Raw genomic sequence first — 21,856 nt, forward strand, 5'->3', positions numbered from 1 at the left:
TTATTTTTTGGAATTTATTCATTCTTGAACCATCCCGAATACATAACGTAATTATTAGAAATTCGCTCAATTTCGCCTGCAAAATCGGATTGATCTATATCTTTTACCTTTTTGGCCGGAACTCCTGCCCAAATACTTCCTGAAGTTACAACCGTGTTTTGAGTTAAAACAGCACCGGCAGCAACAATAGAATTACTTTCTATCACGCAATTATCCATTACAATAGCGCCCATTCCTATTAAAACATTGTCATGAACCGTACAGCCGTGAACTATTGCATTGTGACCAATTGAAACATTACTTCCAATAATGGTTGGATGTTTTTGATAAGTACAATGAATAATGGCGCCGTCTTGGATATTTACTTTATTTCCTATTTTAATGAAGTGAACATCACCACGAATTACAGCATTAAACCAAACGCTGCAGGAATCACCAAAAGTAACATCGCCTACTATAGTTGCATTTTCGGCAACATAACAATCTTCAGGTATTACCGGAGATTTTCCGTTTACAGATTTAATTAGCATAATAAAAAAGTTTTAATTAATTGCCGGACAGTTACAATCGTAACGTTCCTTTGTACAAAATAAATTGATTCCTAAAGTAATCTGGTGATAAGCACCTGTATCAAATTTCACATCTCCCGTAACTTGCGAATAGGTATAAGCAAACATGAAATTTTTATAATTTACACCTATAATTGGTGTTATATATTGCAGTTTTTGAGATTGTACGCCGTTTCCTAAACTGTATTGCGCGCCGTCAAAACTTCTTCTGTACGACAATGCCGCCCAAAGACTTCCAAAGTCCATATTCTTGTATGCTTTTAAATTCATATCAAGAGATTTCTCTTTTGTCTGATCAAATAACTGAAACAAAACAGAAGGTTCCCAGGTAATGTTTTCGTGTTTACCAAAAACATATCCTACGCTCAATAAAAACTTTCTTAAATTATCGCTTTCATAATCTGTATAGATTTCTCTTCTGGTTTCAAGCAAACCCTGAACGGTTGCATGAGCATAAAAATCCATATAGTTATAGGAAGCCCCAACATCAACATTAAAATAAGAATCTTTTTGAATTGCACCAAAAACAATAGGATCAAAAGTAGTTCCGAATTGTGTTTCATCCAATTGATTTTGAATAACTCCCCCACTAATACCAAACGAAAGCTGATTTAAATCTATTTCATCTCTCGAAAACATAATATGATGTGCGTAAGTAAGTTTCAGCCCTTTTTGAGAATGATATCCGTTTTTATCATTAAAAACAATAATTCCGGCTCCTGATCTTTCGCCAATTCTTCCATTAAAACTTAACGTTTGAAGTGAAGGTGCTTCATCCTGACCAAACCATTGCTTTCTCGCGGTCAATCTTATCTTGGCACAATTCGCCGCACCAGCCATCGAAGGGTGAATTAAATAATAATTATCCGACAAATAATCAGAATAAACAGGCAGCCCTTCTTGAGAATAACAAAAAAAGAAGTTAAAAAGACCAAATATAAAACTCTGATTTTAAACATAATAAAGGTAGTCGTATCGAAATAAATTAGAGACTCTGGAATTTTAGTACGATTAATTTGAAAAGAGTCTTAATTATTTTATTAAAAAATCAAATATAGGTATTAGTAGAAAATAACTTTACTAAATTTGTAAAAATTTAAATCATGACGAAAATCACTATAAAAGAGACTCAAAATCCGACTATTTTAAAATTTGAATTTGAGGATTTTATTACCCAAAATCAAAATTTTGAATTTAAAAATATTGATGAAGCCCAGGCATCACCATTGGCACAGCAATTATTTTATTTGCCGTTTGTAAAAACAGTTTACATATCCGGAAACTTTATAGCTATAGAAAGATATAGCATAGTAGAATGGGATGACGTAAAAGATGCTGTAGCGGAGCAAATTGAAGCTTTTGTAGAAAAAGGCGGCGTTATTATCAATATCGACGAAACCAAAACAAAAAAACAGCCTATTACGGTTTATGGAGAAACAACTCCAAACCCATCGGCATTAAAGTTTGTGGTAAGCAGAATGTTGACTAAAAATCCGGTTGAATATAAAAATATCGATCAGACGGCTTCTTCTCCTTTAGCAAAAGAATTATTTAAATTTCCTTATGTAAAAGAAGTTTTTATTGATGAAAATTACATTTCGGTAACAAAATACGATATCAACGACTGGCAGGAAATTACACTAGAAGTAAGAACATTCATTAAACAATTCATCGAAAATGGAGGAACTGTTTTGGATGAAAATTTAATTGAAGTTGCTACAAAAAATGATGTGACTAAAGATGAAAATTTTGATAAACTGGATGTTACTTCACAACAAATCATCAACATTTTAGAAGAATACGTAAAACCTGCAGTTGCTGCCGATGGTGGAAATATTGCATTTGATTCTTATAATGAAGATGATAAAACAGTAAAAGTAATTTTGCAGGGAGCTTGCAGTGGATGTCCATCCTCTACTTTTACTCTAAAAAGCGGAATCGAAAATATGTTGAAAAGCATGCTAAATGATGAAGCTATTAAAGTTGAAGCTATAAACGCATAATTATAACTATTATAGTTAGAAAAAAGCATCCCAATTGGGATGCTTTTTTATTTGTATCTACCTAATTATCAGTAAATTATTTTCTAAACTAATGTCATAGTGTAATAAAATTGGTTAATATTGTATTCTAAACTAATCAAAACCAAAAAACTATGGGATTAACTTCATTTTTTAAGAATTTATTTGGCTCAGCCAAAGAAACAAGTGTTGATTTAGCCAATAAAGCAGAAGACGCTTTTGAGCAGGCAAAAGAAGAAGCCGCCCCGTTAATCAATAAAGCGGAGACTTTTGCTGAAGAAACTTTTGCAAAAGCAAAAGAAGTTTCAGAACCAATAATTGATAGCGCTACAGAGTATGTTAGTCAGGCTAAAGATATTGCAAGCGAATTTGTTGAAAAAGCCTCTGATTCAATTAGTGATGTGATTGATTCTGTAAAAGAAAAAGCAAGCGAATTTACTGGTGAAGCCAAAACTACGACTACAAAAACTATTGTCGATTTAAGCGAAGAAACAACAACTACAACAGAAGAAATTATCAATAAGCCACCTGCAACAGAATAACAATCGACATTTATTTCTTATAAAAGGAAATATCTATATATTTGCAAAATCTAATACCACCTTCTCTTTTGGGAAGGTTTTTTTATTCTTATAAAATGGACATCAATTCGAACCAGATTGGCAATTATGCCACCAGATTTATCGACGTATTACTCGATTATTCTCCTAAATTAATTTCAGCAATTTTAATCTTATTTGTTGGTTTGTACGCCATACGATTGATTAATCGAATCATTAGAAAGGTAATGATTAAGAGAAATCTGGACCCTACATTAACCAAATTTCTTGCTGATATATTGCTTTGGGCATTACGCGTTTTATTATTTATAACATTTATTTCAAAACTCGGAATTGAAACATCTTCATTTGTTGCTATTTTAGGAGCAATGGGTCTTGCGGTGGGTTTATCATTGCAAGGTTCGCTTTCTAATTTTGCCGGTGGAATGCTTATTATTCTCTTTAAGCCTTTTAAAGTTGGAGACACTATTGAAGCACAAGGTGTTATTGCGACGGTTCTCGAAATTCAGATTTTTGTAACAAAAATGCTTACGGGGAATAACCAAACGGTTTTTGTGCCAAATGGCGCTTTATCTAACGGAACAATTATTAACTATTCAATGCAGGGAGAAAGAAGAGCAGATTTGACTTTTGCTGTTTCTTATGATTCTGACATAAAAAAAGCAAAAGATATTTTATTAGATGTTTTAAGTAAAAACCCAAAAGTGCTAAAAATGCCCGTACCAGAAGTTTTTGTTAAAAACCTGACTACAAGTTCTGTAGAGTTTGCCGTACGTCCTTGGGCAACAAATGCAAATTACGGAGCTGTTTTTTCTGAAACTTTAGAAAATTGCAAAACAGCTTTGGATGAAGCAGGAATTGCAATCCAGCCGTTTACACTTCAAAAATAAAAAGGTTTTATTATTTTTTTGATGGAGGTGCCATCATAAAATCTTTTAAATAATAAGGTTCAAAATAAGCGACATCTACAGTGTCGCTTTTTTGATATTTATCAAAACTGATTTTACTCATAGCCGAAGCCGAAGGATATTTGATATCTTCTAAAAACACAAAATTCTCTTTTGTTAAAACCGATTTACATTTCTCGGCACAATCACCAACAAAATAAATGGTTTCAGTAAAAGCTGCAAATGAATTTTCGTCAATAACTTCTGCCTGAATTTCTCTTTCAATTTCCAAATTAGCATTAAAAATCTCGCTGTAAACCTCCATTCTTCTGGCATCAAGCATCGGGATTATTTTTCCATCAGAAACTTTGGCCTGAGATGCTAAAGTTTGCAAAGTATCAACAGCAATTAACGGAATATTTAAAGCAAAACACAATCCTTTTGCTGCCGAAACTCCAATTCGTAAACCTGTATAAGATCCCGGCCCCTGACTTACTGCAATTGCATCTAAATCCTGAACTGAGATTTTGGCCTCTGCAATTATTTCTTCAATAAAAACGTGCAGTTTTTCGGCATGCGAATAGCCTTCTTCTGCAATTTCTTTACATAAAATAGTTTCCCCATTTTTTGCAATGGATACTGAGCAATTTTTTGTAGCTGTTTCGATATTGAGAATAAAAGACAATGTATTTATATTTTAAAAGTTAATTATTATGTATGCAAGGCTTTTTCCTCTGCAACAAATATATAGATTAATTTCAAACACGAATTTCACGAATTGTCACTAATTCGTTTGTGGAATTAATTTCACAAACGAAGCTAAACATTAAAATTTGTGTCAATTTGTGAAATTCGTGTTTATTTTTTTGGTGCATCCGCTTTTTTAAGCTTTACTTTATCTCCAGAATTTAATTCTTTAGAAACAGTTGTATAAGGACCTGTAATAACAACATCTCCAGGTTTTAAACCAGACATTACTTCGATATTGGTATCATCCTGAATACCTGTTTTTATGATTTTGATTTTAGCTTTATCGCCTACTTTTACAAAAACACATTCGAATTTTTTATCGCTTTTTGGAGTTGCTTTTTTATCTTCGTTTGGATCTTCTACTTTAAAATCCTTAACTGACGTTGTATCAGATTTTACTACAACAGAACTAATTGGCACTGCCAAAACATTCGTTTTTGTTTTTGTAATAATATCAACTGTAGCTGTCATTCCTGGTCTAAAAGGAGAATATGTATTTGGCTTACCTTCTAATAAATCCTGATATGATTCTTTTAAAATTCTAACTTTTACTTTAAAATTAGTAACCTGATCTGATGTTAAAGTTGTACTTGCAGAGTTAGAAATACTGGTTACAACACCTCTGAATTTCTTTTTTAAATAAGCATCTACTTCAACATTTGCTTCATCACCAATTTTGATTTTTACGATGTCATTTTCATTTACATCAACTTCAACTTCCATATTGTTTAGGTTGGCAACTCTTAAAAGTTCTGTTCCCGCCATTTGCTGCGTTCCTAAAACACGTTCGCCTAACTCTACATTTAATACTGAAATTGTTCCATCTGCAGGAGCGTAAATTGTTGTACGCCCAAGATTGTCTTTTGCTTCATTTACAGATGCCGAAGCACTTTGAACCGTAAAATAAGCATTCTGTTTAGTGGCTTTTGCAACTTCAAAAGAGGCTATGGCTTTATCCCAGTCAGATTTTGAAATAACACCTTTATCATATAATACCTTATTACGTTCGTAGCTTGCTTTTGCTTCTTTAAAAGATGCTTCAGACTGGCTTAATCCAGCTTTACTTCCAGATAAATTAGATACTGAACGATTGTAACTTGAGGTATATAAATCCGGGTTTATTTTGACTAATAAATCGCCTTTTTTAACAACTTGACCCTCTTTTACATTTAATAAAATAATCTCACCCGAAACTTCAGGTGAGATTTTAACTTCGATTTCCGGTTGAATTTTACCTGTTGCCGAAACTGTTTCGACAATAGTTGAGGCAATTACTTTTGTAATTTCTACTTCTTTGCCTTCATCTTTATTTCCTATTACTCCTGATTTCGAAAGACCAACTAATATTGCAATGACAACTATTGCGCCTCCGACTAAGAAATAAACTGTTTTTTTTGACATAATAAATTATTTTGCGATAATTGGAACAATTGGAATTCCAAAGTAAAATTCAAGTATTTTTATTTTGAACATGTAATCGTATTTCGTTCTGATAACATCTGACTGTGCGTTTGTTAACAATGTCTGTGCTTGTGTAAAATCAAATGAATTCATCAAACCTACATCATACTTTTCTTTTGCATAGTTATATGCCTGCTGTCTGGCTTCTAAAGTTACAGTAGAAGATTCATAAGCATTCAAAGCTCCTTTAGCATCTGTAAAAGCAGTATAAACGTTACGTTGCAAATCTAAACTTTTTTGCTCTAAATCTATTTTAGATTTCTCTAAAGTTACTTTACTTCTTTCAACATTATTTCTAACAGAAAATCCGTTAAAAATTGGAACATTCAATTGAAAACCAAAATTATGTCCTTTATTATCACTAAACTGATCCAAAACAGGATCCGGAGCTACATAAATAGGGTTATTATTGGCATCAACTCCCGTAAGTCTGTCACTATAACTGGCACTGGTACTAAATTGATAAAAACCTCTAAGTGTTGGCTGATAAGCGCCTCTTGCAATTGCAACACTTTTTTCTGCAATCTCAAGATTCGTTTGTGCTAATTTCACCTCGGTTCTTATTTCTTTGGCTTTATTGTAAATATCAATTGGGGTTTGTGCCATGATATTATTCTCATCCTTAGCATTTGTGTCGTCAATTACATCAAAATCTGCAAATTCTTTAAGTTGTAAAAGCTGAGCTAAACTTAATTTAGAAATTAACAAACTATTTTCGGCAACGATAATTGCCTGTTGATCTGTTGCCACTGTCGCTTTCAAATCAAACAAATCGCCACGCGGAATTGTTCCTGCGTTGACCATTTCTTCAGATCTTGCAAATCGTTTTTCATCAATCGCCAATTGTTCTTTTTTTACTTTTAAATTTTCTTTGTTGAAAAGAATTTCTAAAAACGCATTAGCAACATTCAACGAAATATCTTCCTGCATTTTCAACAATTGATATTGCGATGCAATTATGGAAAGTTTAGCTCTTCTATAAGCATTTTGATTTTGTAAACCTTTGTAAATATCAACACCAGCGTTTACGCCTAATGATGAATACTGTGTGGTTTGAGTTGTAGCAATATTGGTAACCGGGTTAACGTTCAAACCAATATTCCAAGAGTGTGAAGCACTCCCGCTTACTGATGGAAGATAGCTCCCTAAAGCACCTTTTTTATCAATATCAGCACTTTTTACATCTAACTCAGATAGTTTAATTGTGATATTATTGTCTAATGCATATCTCACGCATTCTTCAAGTGTCCATTGCTTTGGTTGTGTCTGAGCAGATAAACCTAACCCAAATAACAAAGCAACAATCAGACTATTATATTTATTTATTTTCATATTTTTAAGATGAAGCATAGCAAAGACACTACGCAAATTTAACATTTTTTAAAAACCAAAAGAACCTTTACACTTTCAGATTATTTTTTTCTCCTTCGCCTTCAGTAATCAAACCCTGATTCCAGATTTTAATTTTATCCGAAGCTTTAATTCCGCTTTTAATCTGAACATAAATTCCATCACTAACTCCTAAAACTAAATCTCTTTTTTGAAATTTTTGTGGAGCAGTTTCTATTTCAACATAAGGTTTTTGTGTTTTTTTGTCAAATTGCACCAATGATTCTTTGATGGCTAAAACTTTATCTGCTTTTTCTAAAATAATAGAAGCATTTGCACTTAAGCCGGCTCTGATAAAAGTAGCATCTTTATTTTCTAAAGAAGCTTTAATTTCAAACTGAATGGCACCATTTTCTACTACTCCTTTTGGCGCAATATCAGTAAGAACAGCTGTAAATTTTTTGTTTTCAATAGCTCCAACTGTAATTTCAATTGGCATTTGAACTTTTATTTTTCCAACTTCAGATTCGTCAATTTTTCCAATAAAAATCATTCTTCCCACATCTGCAACGCTGGCAATTGTTGTTCCTTCGTTAAAGTTATTACTTTCAATAACCTGATTACCCACTTTTACCGGAACGGCCAAAACCATTCCGTTTACTGTTGAGCGAATCAAGGTATTTGCATAACTTCCTAAAGATGTTGTTGTCCCTGTTTTTACAATATCCAGACTTTGTCTAGCAGCCTGATAATTTTGTTTTGCCTGTGTGTAAGCCAATTGTGCGGCATCAAAATCATTGGCAGAAATAACATCTTTATCAAATAATGTTTTTTGTCTTTTATAAATTTTTTCCTGATTGTCTAAAGCAATTTTCGCTGTCTGCACCTGATTTTGAGTAGAACTCACATTGGATACATTGGCAACAACCCTGATTTTTGCGATCATATCTCCGGCTTTGATTTTTTCGCCTGCTTTAATATAAACCTGCTCGATAATTCCTGAAATGTTTGGTTTGATTAGAACCTCTTCATCAGGCTGAATATTACCCGTCGCAATAGTACTTTTTACGATCGTTTTAATTTCTGCTTTCTCCGTTTTAAATACAATTGGAGACTCTTGATTCTTAGCGTATAAATAATACAGAGCGCCAAAGAAAACTATAGCAATAAAAATTAAAATGGTTACAGTTACTCCTTTTTTCATTTTGTTTTGGTTTAATTCGATTATTTTTGATTGATAATTTTATTCTGTTCGTAAAGCATCTACGGGCTTTACATTAATTGCGGTTTGAGCCGGAATAAATCCTGCCAATAAACCAGATCCCACTAATATTAATAAAGCAACAAATACAACTCCTAAATCAACACTTGGATTCGCAAACATGGTATCACTGCCCGGTGGCATCGAATCTAAAGCCATATTTAAAAGTGCTATAAGCCCGGTTGCAAAAGCAATTCCAAACATACCGGAAATAATAGTCAGGAATATTGATTCTGATAAAATTTGTCCGCGAATCGCTGCTGGCGTTGCTCCCAGAGCCCTGCGAATTCCAATTTCTTTGGTACGTTCTTTAACTACAATAAGCATGATATTCGAAATACCAATCACTCCTGAAATCAACACTAAAGTTCCTACAAAATAAGCAATGATTTTTAATATATTAAACAAACTTTGCACTTTATTAAACTGCTCGTATAAATCAAAATTTCCAACAGCTCTGTCATCTGCAGGATTTACAGAATGCAGTGCTTTAATTAATTCTAAAATTTTGGGTTTTAGGTCTGTAATCGAAGTTTCATCTTTTGCTGTAATGGCCATCCAGCCTACTTTATCACCATAATTAAATGCTTGCTGAAAAGTTGTAAACGGAATAAAAATATTTTTTTGTTCCTGTTCTGCATTTCCGCCTTGCTGTTTAGAATTGTAAATTCCAACAACCATAAAATTGATTCCATTTATTTTTACATAACTGCCTATTGTTTCTTCTTCTTTACCATAAAGTTCACTAATAACTCCTTTACCAATAATGGCAACTTTTCTTTTATCATTAATATCCTGCTGATTTATAAAACGTCCTTTAATGATATCCATAGGCTGCTGTTTGATCAGCTCCGGATAATCACCATAAATTGTAAAAGAAGAAGTTTTAGTTCCTCGCACCACATTATTAGTACCGTTAAAATCTCCCAGCTGATTTCTTGGAGAAACATACAGCAAATCTGGCAACGCCGCTTTTAAAGCAGGAACATCGCTATTTCTAAAGTCAAAACGACGTGTTTTTGGTAATCCTTTATATGCTTTTGATGTTGTCTGACTCCACATAAACATGGTGTTTGTGGCAATTCCGTCAAAACCTTTTTTTACACCGTTTTCCAGCCCCTTACTTGCAGCCAGTAAAATTACCAGGATAAATATTCCCCAAAAGACACCAAACGCAGTTAAAATCGTTCTGAAAACATTTGCTGTTAAAGCCTGTAAAATCTCGTCCCAATTATCTTTATTAAACATAGTTATTCGTCTCTAAGTGCTACAATAGGTTTTATTTTGGCTGCTCTGTATGCAGGAAAAAATCCTGCCAGTGCTCCTGCAAATACAAGTAAAACAAGTGTTGTTAAAGCCACACTAAAGTCTACTTCGGGATTTCTAAAATATTCACTCTGCACCATCGGCCCTACAAACTCCAGCAATAACAAACTTGCCAATAAACCTGTAAAACCAGCAATAGTGGTTATAAAAATTGATTCGTGAAGTATCATAGAAATTATCGAAAATGGAGATGCCCCTAAGGCCTTACGAATACCTATTTCCTTTGTTCGTTCTTTTACAACAATAAGCATGATATTACTTACACCCACAACACCTGCAATTATGGTAAAAATACCAACCCACCAAAAAAACAATCTGATATATAAGTTTAAATCATAAAACTGTTTAGCGTCTTTAACCGAATTATAGGCATTTATTCCACCATCATCTTCCGGAGCAACAACATTTTTACTCTTAAGTAAATTTTTTAAATCCTGAGTAAATTTTTCAGATTGCGCCAAAGCCTCATCATAATTATTTGTCTTTTTTAAAGTAAAAAACAAATTGCTTATTTTATCCCCTCCGCCAAAAGTTCTCTGCACAGTCGTTTTAGGCAAATACGCTCTTGTTTCTTCTCTCTCTCCACCCGGATCTGTAAAAACTCCTATTACTTTAAAGTTGATATTATTAATTAAAATTTCTTTTCCAATTGCATCACTGTCTTTAAACAGATCTGTTTTTACCTTCATTCCAATAGTCGCGACTTTTTCATTATTAGCCAAATCTTTGGCATTTACAAATCGTCCCTGAACAATTGTAAGATTTTCAATTCCGCCATAATCAGGATCTACACCTCTATATTGATAACTTCCTGATTCTTTACCATAGGTAAAATTGGCACCCCAAAAATTAAAAGTCGACGCTCGCAAATCGAGTTTGTCATCAAATTTCTGAACTGATTGTGAGTAATCGCTATTGCGAAACTGAATTTGTCTTCCGGGATTTAAACCTTTATATTCTTTTGTAGTTGTACCAGACCAAACTTCAATGATTCCGGCTGCATCTCGCTCAAATTGTTTTTCAATTCCGTTTTGAAGTCCTTTTCCGGCTCCCAACAAAATCACTAAAATAAAAATACCCGAAGCCACAGAAATCCCGGTAAGAAATGTTCTTAACCGGTTTTTAGAGATTGCCTCAAATATTTCCTGCCAACGCTCTATATTAAACATAAGATGAAGCTCTAACTTGTTCTACCTTTTTATCATCGATAATTAATCCATCTTTCAGGACCACATTTCTTTTGCACATTGCAGCAATATCAGGTTCGTGAGTTACGATCAAAATGGTTTTACCCTCGTCATTAATTCCCTGAATAAGTTCCATTACTTCATAAGAAGTCTTAGTATCCAAAGCACCTGTTGGTTCATCTGCCAGCAAAACTTTTGGATTTGATGCCAGAGCCCTTGCAATCGCTACACGCTGTTTTTGCCCCCGGAAAGTTCGTTTGGTAAATGGTGTGAGTGAGATCCTAAACCTACTTTCTCCAAATATTTCATGGCAATTTCGTAGCGTTCTTTTCTTTTTATTCCCTGATAATATAAAGGCATCGCTACGTTATCAAGAGCAGTTTTATAATTAATCAGATTAAATGACTGAAAAACAAATCCTAAAAACTTATTTCGATATTTTGAAGCTATCGTTTCGTTTAGTTTTTTTATTGGTGTTTTGTCTAAAATATAACTACCAGAATCGGCCTCATCCAAAATTCCTAAAATATTAAGAAGCGTCGATTTTCCAGATCCCGAAGATCCCATAATCGCAACCAACTCGCCTTCTTCTATATTAAAATTTATTCCTTTTAACACATGCAGCGTAGAACTTCCCATTTTATAGGACTTGTGCAAATCTTTGATTTCGATCATGATATTGTTAAATTTTAAGACAATAATAATATTTTTATTAAGTATTTTATGGTAATAAAAAGTTAATAATTGTGCGATACTATTTCAATAAGACTCAATTTATTATCAAATGTTACACTTTTTCATAATAATATAATTGTTTTCTTAATTTTGCATTACTAAAAAAATCTTAACGATGAAGTTTTCTTCAATACTATCAATATTTATAGCACTTACAACACTTGTTAGCTGTTCAACATCTCAAAAATTAGAAACATTAAAACCAGAACCAGACGACGCAAGTCCTTTAGTATACGATGCAAACCCATCATTTATTAATTTACCAATAACCGTAAAACTTCATGATATCGAAAATCAGACGAATACTCTTTTAAACGGATTAATTTTCGAAGACAATAATATTGAAGATGATGATATTGAAATGAAAATCTGGAAACAGGCTCCAATAAAAATTCAAAATGATGCAGCAAATCCAGATAAAAAAATAAAAACTATTTTACCCTTAAAAGCCACAATCAAATATCGCATTGGCACCAAAAAACTAGGGGTAGAACTTTATGACACACGCGAGTTCAATTTAAATGGGGTAATTACTTTATCTAGTGAAGTGGCTTTAACCAATTGGAAACTAAACACAAAAACAGAGTTTAAATCTCTCGATTGGAGTGAAAGCCCAACCATGACAGTTTTTGGAAAAAACATGCCTATTACCTATTTGGTAAATCCTGCAATTTCTATTTTCAAATCGAAAATTGAAAAAAGCATCGACGATGCCATCGAAAAATCTATGGATTTTAAACCTAATGTTTTATCTGCTTTAGAAAAAATCTGTACTCCATTTAAAATGAATGATACTTATGAAAGCTGGCTGCGCATTGTTCCGGTTGAAGTTTATTCGACCAATGCAAAGCTCAAAAACGATTTATTTTTATTAGACATGGGAATGAAGTGCAATATGGAAACTATTATTGGAAAACAACCTGAATCTAAATTCAATGCCAGCAAAATTGTTTTAAAACCTGTAGCTAAAATTCCGAATCAAATTTCAGCTAATATTGCTGCCATTTCCACTTATGCCGATGCATCAAAAATAATGACAAACAATTTTGCTGGTCAGGAATTTGGTTCAGGAAGCAAAAAAATTACCGTTAAAAACGTTACGATCTGGCATAAAAATGGCAAAATGGTAATTGCATTAGATGTTTTAGGATCTGTAAATGGAACGCTTTATTTAAACGGAGTTCCACAATATAATGTTCAAACCAAAGAAATTTACTTCGACAAATTAGATTATGTTTTAGACACCAAAAGTAAATTGATGCGTACTGCCAGTTGGTTAGGACAAGGTTATATCCTAAAAAAATGGAAGAAAGCTGTCGTTATTCGATACAGCCAAATTTAGAAGAAGGCAAAAAAAACATGGCAGCTTATCTTAAAAACTATTCCCCTTTACCCGGAGTTTTTGTTAATGGAAAAATGGAAGATATTCAGTTTGATAAAATCCAGTTAACCAATCAGGCTATTATTGCTTTTATAAAGATAAACGGAACGGTAAATGTTTCGGTTGATGGATTGAAATAGAAATATCAAATAATCTAAAAAGAAAAAAGCAGTATAAAATTATACTGCTTTTTTCTTTTTAGATTGATACATTCTGTAAATCAGATATCCAATAACTGCAACCAATAAATACGGAATCACCATTAAGTAAACGATTCCATCATTTACAGCTTCTGCTTTTTTAACATTTGAATCTCCTGCAAGCGCTGCGCGACACATCGCACATTGGGCATTAGCCGCGAGAGAAAAGAATATAGAGAAAAGAATATAGAAACTTTTCGTTGACGAAAAATTTGCAATTCTATTTCTATTTTCTTTATTCTTTATTCTATTTTCTATTTTATACATAATAAGGAGAAATCATTAAATAAACCACTACACCTGTAATCGCAACATATAACCAAAGCGGGAAGGTGATTTTTGCTATTTTTCTATGTCTGTCAAAATTTTCTGCAAGTGCTCTTACATACGTTATTAACACCAAAGGAATAATTGCAATGGATAATAAAATGTGAGTTATTAAAATAAAGAAATATACATATCTAATAATTCCTTCTCCACCAAATTTGGTAGAATCAGAGGTCATGTGGTATGCTACATACATAACTAAAAAAGCAACTGATAATGAAATGGCAAAAGTCATTAACCGTTCATGAAGTTTACGTTTTCCGTTTTTGATTGCTATTACTGCCCAAACCAAAACGATAGCAGTAATACCATTCGTTGTAGCATAAATTGGAGGTAAAAAGGATAACGGTTCAACATTAAAACCAAAATCTTTTAATTTTACTCCAAATAAGATAGCAACCACTACCGGAATTATAATTGAAACCGCAACAATAAACTTGCTGAATTTTTTTCTAATGAATAATCTTCCATTTCTATTCTTCTAATAATATTTTAATGTCTTGTTGAATGTCTCTAACGCCTTTTTTATCTAATCCATCATAATATAAAATTGGATTCCCAAATTCATCCTTACGACAACGAATATTTCCATCTTTATCAATTAAAGCAAATAGACCAGAATGTTCAAAACCTCCATTTACTTTAGCATTTTCTCCTGCATATAAATTAAAACCTTTGTTAGACAAATCCATAATGACCGCTTTATCACCTGTCAGGAAATTCCAGTTTGAAGATTTAACACCTAATAATTTAGCATGGTCTTTTAAAACTTGCGGTGTATCATGATTAGGGTCAATTGTAATAGAAACAATTCCGAAGTTAGGATTTCCAAAAAAGTCTTTTCGATTTCCAACATGCTCAAATTCATTTTTGGACAAATAGAAGGACATGTAGTAAAGAAAAACTCCAATACATAAACTTTTCCTTTATAGGTTTCATTTGAAACTTTAACGTTATCCTGATTCGTTAATTCAAATTTTGGAGCTGGACCAATCGTTAACAATTTTGCATCAGATTTATCTGTTTTCAAACCTACATTATCCAATCGGTTTCCTTTTACAACTTCACCGTTTTTTATTCTGTCAACAATTTTTGGGACAGCATAAATTCCGAAAATTAAAATGATAAATGAAATTCCGATATATGATTTATTTTTAAACATTATAATTGCTATTTAAAGTTGTTTAGTGGCATTATGATTCTTTTTTAGAGCAGCACGATATTCGTATAAAATGATTTTAAAATCATCAAGCATTTCATTACTTAATTCAGATGGATGAAAAGTATCATATCCTTCCTTATACTCATCTGTACTGTCTTTATTCTCTTTATTTGCTCCTTTTCTGCCTCTTAAGTTTCTTTCCTTATCAACTATATAAACATTTGAAGTCCCTAAATTAGCATCCAGCTTTCCTTTTAAATGTAACTGATTGTAGAATGTTTTGATTTCTTCCGGAGAAGCAAAAACAAAATTCCAGCCTTTGACATCTGTAAAAGGTTTTAATGCATCTAAAACTTTTTGGGCTTGTTCTTCTGTTCCGACAGGGCAAAGTATTACAAACTGAAGATCTTCAAAACCATTGTAACGTTTGTATATTTTTTCGTTTAAGTTGAAATAGTTACCACGATTATTTAAAATTTCTGAACCTGAAAAACCTAAAACCGTTATCTTTTTATCAAGTGAGACTTTTTTTCCATTTAAAGATTTCCAATCACCAAAATCTGCAATCTTTGGAGTTATTGTAGGCAGTTTAGAAAAACTATTAACCCCGGAAGCAAAAAACAAATAGGCAACAATTGGCAGAACAAAAAGTACAAAGAGAACTATATTTTTTTCATTGTATTAATGGAAGTTATTGAGATACAAAAATAAAAAAATCCCGATGTTATCGGGACTCTTTTCGAATTAATATCATGTTAAAAATTCCATTTAATAGTAGAATCTTTAAAAACCCCATAAATATAATGTCCTTCTGTCAACAGAATAAACAATAAATATAAAACTAGGAATATAACTGGAGAAACAACAGACCATCTAAGGCTGCTTTTTTCACCTTCCATGTGCATAAATGCCCATACTATATAATATGCTTTGAAGATTGTCAGGATATAGAAAATCCAGTTTAACAAATTCAAACCGATAAAATGATTAAATTCTAATGATGCTGGTTTTAAAATACCAAGGATAACTTCTACTGTAGTTACTACTGATAATAGTCCGAAAACAAACCAGATTCTTTTTGTATTTGATACGTGCTCGTGTGACATAATGATAAAATCTAAAATTAAACTAAGTAGAAAACTGTAAATACAAATACCCAAACTAAATCGACAAAGTGCCAGTATAAACCAACTTTCTCTACCATTTCGTAGCTTCTTCTTTTCTCGTAAGTACCTAATAAAACATTAAAGAAAATAATGATATTAATAATAACTCCAGAAAATACGTGGAATCCGTGAAATCCTGTAATGAAGAAGAAGAAATCAGCAAACAATTTACTTCCGTATTCGTTTCTAGTTAAGTTTGCACCTTCTACAACGTATTTTGCAGTATTTAAACGAGACTCAGATTCTGCTCTTGTTAAAACTGTTTTTTTCTTTGCTGCGGTAAGCGTTTCTGTTCTTACCAATAAATCAGGATGTGCTTTAAAACCGGCCTGAATTTCAGCTACAGAATATGTTGGCTGCGTTTCAGCATCTTCCATAAACCATTTTTCTTTGCTTCTTGTTAAAGCTTCTCTTTGCTCCGGTAATTTTACAGCAAACTCCTCAAGAGCTACTCTTTTACCATCTTTATCAACGAATTGCAATAAACTTCCACCTGCAGTTTCAACTGCACCATATTCTCCTTTAATGAAGTTTTTCCATTCCCATGCTTGAGAACCAACGAAAATTAAACCTCCAATAATAGTTAAGAACATATATACAGCAACTTTTGTCTTTTTCAAGTGATGACCTGCATCAACAGCTAAAACCATTGTTACAGATGAGAAAATCAAAATAAAAGTCATTAAGGCTACATAATACATAGGAGCCGAAACGCCATGCATAAATGGGAAGTGAGTAAACACTTCATCAGCCAAAGGCCAGGTTTCAATAAATTTGAATCTAGAAAAACCATAAGCAGCAAGGAATCCAGAGAATGTAAGGGCATCTGATACGATAAAAAACCACATCATCATTTTACCATAACTTGCTCCTAATGGCTGGATATCTCCGCCTCCCCAAGTTTTTTCGTCGTTATTTGCAGTAGTAACTGTCGCTTCCATAAAAGATATTCGTTAAAAAGTTCCCAAATTTACGTTTTTTTCTTATTTAAAGAAATATAAAAATAAAAATAAATATACCCATAATAAATCCAAAAAGTGCCAATACATCGCACCTAGTTCTATACCAAGAGTTTGAGTCGAATTGTATTTTTGTTTAAAATGATTATAAATTATAATTAAAAGTGAAATTAATCCTCCAGCCAAGTGCAATAAGTGCGTCACCGTTACTACATAAAGAAAAGTTGTAGTAATTGAGCTACCTTCTCCTGTAAAATAATATCCGCTTTCTACAATTTGTCCAAAACCTGCAAATTGCAAAACCACAAATAAAATTCCTAACGCTAATGTCCCTAAAAGAAAAGCTGTTGTTGCACTTCTGTTATCTTTCTGAATCGCTTTTTTTGCCAAATAAAAAGTAACACTACAACCCAAAATTACAGCTGTGCTATAATAAAATGCGATTGGTAATTCAAAATTCTTCAACCAATCTGCTCTTGATTTACTTACTACAAATGCACTTGTAAGTCCGGCGAACATCATGGTCATACTTACCATTGCAAATAACAAAATCAGTTTTGCCGATTTTGATTTTTGTACCTGTTCTTCGCTTGTTGTCATTGTCATTTCCATAACTATCTTAAAAATTTATCTACTATAAACACAATTTGCAGCAACGAAATATACGAAACGCTTACCAGCATTAATGTTCTCGCAGCTTTTGCAGTTCGCAATTGATATAATCGTATTGCATAAAATAACATCCACAATCCCAATAAAAAAACTAAAACTGCCGCAATTGGCGTTATAAACAATTGTCCTGTATATCCTAAAACCGGCAACAATGACGCTATTATTAACCAAACTGTGTATAAAATAATCTGCAACGCGGTCCCTTTATCTTTTTTACCTGTTGGAAGCATAAAGATTCCTGCCTTTTCATAATCTTCATATAAAAACCAGCCAATTGCCCAAAAATGAGGGAATTGCCAAAAAAACTGAATTAAAAACAAAGTCCCTGCTTCTATTCCAAAATCTCCTGTAGCCGCAACCCATCCTAACATAAACGGAATTGCACCCGGAAATGCGCCCACAAAAACCGATAACGAAGTTACTGTTTTTAAAGGCGTATAAATACTTGTATATAAAAATATTGAAATTGCTGCAAACATTGCCGACTTTGCATTAATGGTATAAAGCAAAGCAATACCAATAACGGTAAGCAAACTTGCTACAATCAAAGCCATTGTTGGAGACATACGTCCTGAAGGAACCGGACGATTTTTTGTTCGATCCATTAATGAATCGATATCTTTTTCTATTACCTGATTAAAAGCATTTGAAGCTCCAACCATGCAATATCCACCAATAGACAAAACCAGCAAAACACTCCATTGAAAAGGGTGCTCATCATTTACCCCTAATAAATATCCCGCAATTGAAGAAAACAAAACACTAATAGCTAAACCAGCTTTAGTGATCTCTTTGAAATCCAGAAATATCGATTTTAATGAAATTGTATTTTTTGTAGCGTTCAAACCTTAATTGTTTGTATATTTTTTGAGTGGTGCAAATGTACAAATTAGATTGTAGAATCCTGAACTATAAAATTAGATTTTTTCAATAAAACCTTTACAAAATAAGGACTTGTACATTTTTAACACTATTATTTCGAAAAATCTTATTAAATGCTAGTAATCAAAATACCAATTAAAGACATCAGAACGTAATCCGATGGTAAACCATGTTGTACTTTGTTTAAAAGTGGTTGCTGTTTCTTGTGTTGGATCAAAGTTCCTGTAAATAAAACTTCCAAATAATTTCAAATTAGTCATCGGATTTATTAAGTATCCTCCTTGAATGTCAGCAATAAAAACACTTGTTTTGTTACCTTGTCCTACTTTAACGCCAGTATCATATGGACGCTTTTCATCATAACTCTTATAAATATTTCCTCCATAATTAAAGCTGTTCCCCGCAGTATCAAAATCTAAACCTCGTGTTCCCATTGTAAATTTAGCATCTCCAAAAATACGTCCTTTATGATAACGACCAATTGCAACTAATTCTTCAAAATTACCTCCCCATTGATGCCCGATACTTTGATTATTATGACCATAGTTTGTAATAACAGCGCTATGCTCGTAAACGTAAGGGCGCACATGATTATACTCAAGCTGTAACAATAAATCTTTAACTTTAAAAGCATTAAAATATTTAGCCCCAAGCTGATATCCGAATTTATTTTTCCAGCTCTGCTCTCCGGCTCCCATATCAGAAACTGAAAATTCATCTAATAAAAACTGAGCGTAAAAATTAACATCGTTATTCCACTTGTATTTAGCAGTCATCCCTAAAAGCGCATTTCCACTTCTTGAAGAAGATGCAAACTCAACAGAACGATAAAATATAATAGGGTTTACAAAATTTACATCAAACCCTCTATTATTTGTATCTGTCCAAACTACTGATTCAAAGAAACCAAAATTCAGTTTATTTGAAACGTTCCAGCTTAAATAATGATTCGCCATATACTTAGACGCATAGGTTTTTTCTACAGTAACATCTGGGCGCACATCTTTAAGCCACATATAAGTATTGGTGTATTTTATTTTCCAGAAAGTGGTATTGATTTTAAAATACGGATAAGGGCTCGCTCCATCACTTTCAAGCAACGAACGATATCCGTCTCCAATAAAATTTCTTCCATAACCTAACTGAAAATCAAAAATTTTACTTGGCGCAAAAGTAATATTAGCTTCTGCTAAAGGAAAATCGTAAGCATCACTTTTAAATCTTTTCCCAATGCCCATTCCTGGAATAATAGCAGGATTCCCTCCTGAAGGCTTTAAGCTTTCTGCATAATCATTATAATAACCTGCAAATCGGCCCTGGCTTTCAAAAACAGTTGTTGTAAAATTAATTTGTTTTCCTAAACCTCCTCTAAAATTTAAAGCACGTGTATTTACAAAAGTATAAGAAGCATCAAGATCTGAAGCTTTACCCATTTGCAAATCAAGAATAGGATTTAGTGCTATCCAATAATCTTCACCCTGAATCTGAACTAAATTTTGATTCCAAAACTTTCTTCCCAACCAGGTCGAAACATTTTTTTGAAGTGATTCATTTACGGCTTTAAAATTATAGTATTTTGAAACCTCAGCATAAGTATAAGGTTTTGAAGCAGTATGATTGTTACTTCCAACCTGATTCATTGCGCCATCAAACTGCGCATAATAACTATGTGAAAACGGAATATTTAAATGACTTTCAAATTCAGGATTATTATATTTTTTATACACAATACTATCCAACTCAGTCATTGGTTTTTCGAGTGGTTTTTCAATTTCGGCTGCAGCCAAAGCTTCTGCTTCAATTTGATCGGCACTTTTTAAAGGAATGGCAATCGAAATTGTATATTTAGAATATGTTGGCTTTCCACTATATGATGAAGGTTTAATTTTCGGAAATGTACCAAAAACACGTTTAGCTTCTTCTGATAAAGCTTCATTTTCTGCATTAACATAAATCACTTTAAATTCACCGTTAACATCTACTTCAAAAAGCACTTTTACTTCTCCCTGATAATTTGTTTGTTTTAAATTTTCAGGAATTTGAAAATTATGATAAACAAAATCCTGAACTTCTTTATAAAAACAATTCTCTAATTTTTTTGATTGCAAATTTTCACAATTAGGAAAAACAGGAAATTGCTCTGTTGCAAAACCAGGCTTAACAGAACTATTATTCCTTTCCTGAGAAAGGGCCACTAAGGAAGACAGGATAAGAATAAAAGATAAAAAATTCTTAACGGTGTAAAATTTAATTTTCATTTAATATTGATTTGGGGTATTTCCTCCGTCTACAATTGTTTTTGCTACCGAAGTTCCTATTCGTTTAACTCCTAAACGAATCATTTCTATTGCTTCATTATATGTTCGAACACCTCCGGCTGCTTTTATCGGCAACGGCGAAGCATTTTCTAACATCATGATTATTGTTGGAATTGTCGCTCCGTTTGGTAAATCATTTTCAGTTTTAAAAAAACCAGTTGATGATTTTACAAAAACCGAAGCATAATTTTCTTCTTTGAAATTTGATATAACAATATTTTTTATCAAAGCCGAAAGCTGAATAATTTCTTTATCTGTCAGAGCAGCGACTTCAATAATCCATTTTACTGTTTTATTGTGTGCTAATCCAATTTGTGTTCCTAATAAAATTTCCTGTTTTACCAATGCCAGATTTCCGTTTTTAAAAGCTTCATAATTACATACAAAGTCTAAATCATCTGCTCCATTTTCAATTGCAGCGTTTGCTTCTTTAATTTTGGTTTCAACATCTGATTTACCTTCCGGAAAATCGATAACTGCCCCCACAAGTAAAGCCGAATTTGCTTTTAAAATCATTTCTTTTGCCAAACTTACATATTCCGGACGAATCATGATCAGTTTAAAATTTTCGTTAATGGCTTCAGAAATTGCTTTTTTAACCACGATAAGATTTTCTGCTTCCGAAAGTCCGGCTTGAGAGGCAGTTTTTAAGTATGTTGAATCTAAATATTGCTTAACATTCATGATTTTTAGATACATGTGG

At 32.7% G+C, this 21,856-nt stretch carries 20 protein-coding genes and 3 pseudogenes; 4 read left to right on the top strand and 19 right to left on the bottom strand.

Going from position 1 to position 21,856, the window contains the following annotated elements; genetic code table 11:
• Window positions 1–14 precede the first annotated feature (14 nt).
• Both ACZZZT_RS24425 and ACZZZT_RS24430 read right to left on the bottom strand, forming a co-directional pair.
• Entirely contained in the window at window positions 15–530 is a 516-nt protein-coding gene (locus ACZZZT_RS24425) for a gamma carbonic anhydrase family protein (protein ID WP_463462252.1), read from the bottom strand.
• A 12-nt stretch (window positions 531–542) separates the two neighbouring features.
• Window positions 543–1,508 carry a PorP/SprF family type IX secretion system membrane protein gene (locus ACZZZT_RS24430; RefSeq protein ID WP_463462499.1) on the bottom strand — a complete coding sequence of 322 codons (966 nt, stop codon included), beginning with the start codon at window positions 1,506–1,508 and terminating at the stop codon, window positions 543–545.
• Window positions 1,509–1,672: 164 nt separating this feature from the next.
• On the opposite strand from ACZZZT_RS24430, the gene ACZZZT_RS24435 reads away from it, so the two are divergent.
• The 3 genes from ACZZZT_RS24435 (at window position 1,673) to ACZZZT_RS24445 (ending at window position 4,040) form a co-directional block, all read left to right on the top strand.
• Window positions 1,673–2,572: a NifU family protein gene (locus ACZZZT_RS24435; protein WP_302094627.1), complete on the top strand. Its 900-nt coding sequence runs from the start codon at window positions 1,673–1,675 to the stop codon at window positions 2,570–2,572.
• Between the two features lie 152 nt (window positions 2,573–2,724).
• Window positions 2,725–3,132: a YtxH domain-containing protein gene (locus ACZZZT_RS24440; protein WP_302094626.1), complete on the top strand. Its 408-nt coding sequence runs from the start codon at window positions 2,725–2,727 to the stop codon at window positions 3,130–3,132.
• Between the two features lie 95 nt (window positions 3,133–3,227).
• Window positions 3,228–4,040 carry a mechanosensitive ion channel family protein gene (locus ACZZZT_RS24445; RefSeq protein ID WP_463462253.1) on the top strand — a complete coding sequence of 271 codons (813 nt, stop codon included), beginning with the start codon at window positions 3,228–3,230 and terminating at the stop codon, window positions 4,038–4,040.
• A gap of 10 nt (window positions 4,041–4,050) precedes the next feature.
• Here the strand turns inward: ACZZZT_RS24445 and tsaB are convergent, their stop codons facing one another.
• The 7 genes and pseudogenes from tsaB to ACZZZT_RS24480 all read right to left on the bottom strand — a co-directional run bounded on the left by tsaB (window position 4,051) and on the right by ACZZZT_RS24480 (window position 12,026).
• A complete protein-coding gene (gene tsaB / locus ACZZZT_RS24450) occupies window positions 4,051–4,722 on the bottom strand; it encodes a tRNA (adenosine(37)-N6)-threonylcarbamoyltransferase complex dimerization subunit type 1 TsaB (protein ID WP_463462254.1) in 672 nt (223 codons plus the stop codon).
• Window positions 4,723–4,895: 173 nt separating this feature from the next.
• Window positions 4,896–6,188 (bottom strand): efflux RND transporter periplasmic adaptor subunit, encoded by a 1,293-nt coding sequence (locus ACZZZT_RS24455; RefSeq protein WP_463462255.1) that lies wholly within the window; start codon window positions 6,186–6,188, stop codon window positions 4,896–4,898.
• Window positions 6,189–6,194: 6 nt separating this feature from the next.
• Window positions 6,195–7,580 carry a TolC family protein gene (locus ACZZZT_RS24460; protein WP_042565662.1) on the bottom strand — a complete coding sequence of 462 codons (1,386 nt, stop codon included), beginning with the start codon at window positions 7,578–7,580 and terminating at the stop codon, window positions 6,195–6,197.
• 67 nt (window positions 7,581–7,647) lie between these two features.
• Window positions 7,648–8,781 carry an efflux RND transporter periplasmic adaptor subunit gene (locus ACZZZT_RS24465; protein WP_463462256.1) on the bottom strand — a complete coding sequence of 378 codons (1,134 nt, stop codon included), beginning with the start codon at window positions 8,779–8,781 and terminating at the stop codon, window positions 7,648–7,650.
• A gap of 39 nt (window positions 8,782–8,820) precedes the next feature.
• The gene (locus ACZZZT_RS24470) at window positions 8,821–10,086 is read right to left on the bottom strand and encodes an ABC transporter permease (protein ID WP_073396832.1); all 1,266 of its coding nucleotides are present in this window, start codon (window positions 10,084–10,086) and stop codon (window positions 8,821–8,823) included.
• Between the two features lie 2 nt (window positions 10,087–10,088).
• A complete protein-coding gene (locus ACZZZT_RS24475) occupies window positions 10,089–11,333 on the bottom strand; it encodes an ABC transporter permease (protein WP_042565659.1) in 1,245 nt (414 codons plus the stop codon).
• Window positions 11,326–12,026, bottom strand: a pseudogene (locus tag ACZZZT_RS24480) (ABC transporter ATP-binding protein). The gene ACZZZT_RS24475 and the pseudogene ACZZZT_RS24480 overlap by 8 nt, the downstream one beginning before the upstream one ends.
• Before the next feature lie 175 nt (window positions 12,027–12,201).
• On the opposite strand from ACZZZT_RS24480, the pseudogene ACZZZT_RS24485 reads away from it, so the two are divergent.
• Window positions 12,202–13,607: pseudogene (locus ACZZZT_RS24485) on the top strand (DUF4403 family protein).
• A gap of 39 nt (window positions 13,608–13,646) precedes the next feature.
• On the opposite strand, the gene ACZZZT_RS24490 reads toward ACZZZT_RS24485, so the two are convergent.
• The 10 genes and pseudogenes from ACZZZT_RS24490 to deoC form a co-directional block, all read right to left on the bottom strand.
• On the bottom strand, window positions 13,647–13,934 hold the full coding sequence (locus ACZZZT_RS24490; protein ID WP_463462257.1) for a hypothetical protein: 288 nt from the start codon (window positions 13,932–13,934) through the stop codon (window positions 13,647–13,649).
• Window positions 13,927–14,397 (bottom strand): DUF420 domain-containing protein, encoded by a 471-nt coding sequence (locus ACZZZT_RS24495; protein WP_463462258.1) that lies wholly within the window; start codon window positions 14,395–14,397, stop codon window positions 13,927–13,929. The genes ACZZZT_RS24490 and ACZZZT_RS24495 overlap by 8 nt, the downstream gene beginning before the upstream one ends.
• A gap of 70 nt (window positions 14,398–14,467) precedes the next feature.
• A pseudogene (locus tag ACZZZT_RS24500) lies at window positions 14,468–15,156 on the bottom strand (SCO family protein).
• A 12-nt stretch (window positions 15,157–15,168) separates the two neighbouring features.
• Window positions 15,169–15,780, bottom strand: coding sequence for a hypothetical protein (locus ACZZZT_RS24505; protein WP_463462259.1), 612 nt, complete (start codon window positions 15,778–15,780; stop codon window positions 15,169–15,171).
• Window positions 15,781–15,911: 131 nt separating this feature from the next.
• Window positions 15,912–16,262: a cytochrome C oxidase subunit IV family protein gene (locus ACZZZT_RS24510; protein WP_042565652.1), complete on the bottom strand. Its 351-nt coding sequence runs from the start codon at window positions 16,260–16,262 to the stop codon at window positions 15,912–15,914.
• Window positions 16,263–16,279: 17 nt separating this feature from the next.
• Window positions 16,280–17,263, bottom strand: a complete 984-nt coding sequence (locus ACZZZT_RS24515; RefSeq protein ID WP_463462260.1) for a cytochrome c oxidase subunit 3 — start codon at window positions 17,261–17,263, stop codon at window positions 16,280–16,282.
• 42 nt (window positions 17,264–17,305) lie between these two features.
• Entirely contained in the window at window positions 17,306–17,893 is a 588-nt protein-coding gene (locus ACZZZT_RS24520) for a cytochrome c oxidase subunit 3 (protein ID WP_042565650.1), read from the bottom strand.
• Between the two features lie 2 nt (window positions 17,894–17,895).
• The gene (gene cyoE / locus ACZZZT_RS24525; protein WP_463462261.1) at window positions 17,896–18,798 is read right to left on the bottom strand and encodes a heme o synthase; all 903 of its coding nucleotides are present in this window, start codon (window positions 18,796–18,798) and stop codon (window positions 17,896–17,898) included.
• A 153-nt stretch (window positions 18,799–18,951) separates the two neighbouring features.
• Entirely contained in the window at window positions 18,952–21,093 is a 2,142-nt protein-coding gene (locus tag ACZZZT_RS24530) for a gliding motility protein RemB (protein WP_463462262.1), read from the bottom strand.
• Window positions 21,094–21,837: a deoxyribose-phosphate aldolase gene (deoC, locus tag ACZZZT_RS24535; RefSeq protein WP_463462263.1), complete on the bottom strand. Its 744-nt coding sequence runs from the start codon at window positions 21,835–21,837 to the stop codon at window positions 21,094–21,096.
• Window positions 21,838–21,856: the final 19 nt, after the last annotated feature.

Source organism: Flavobacterium sp. AC274 (assembly GCF_979258275.1).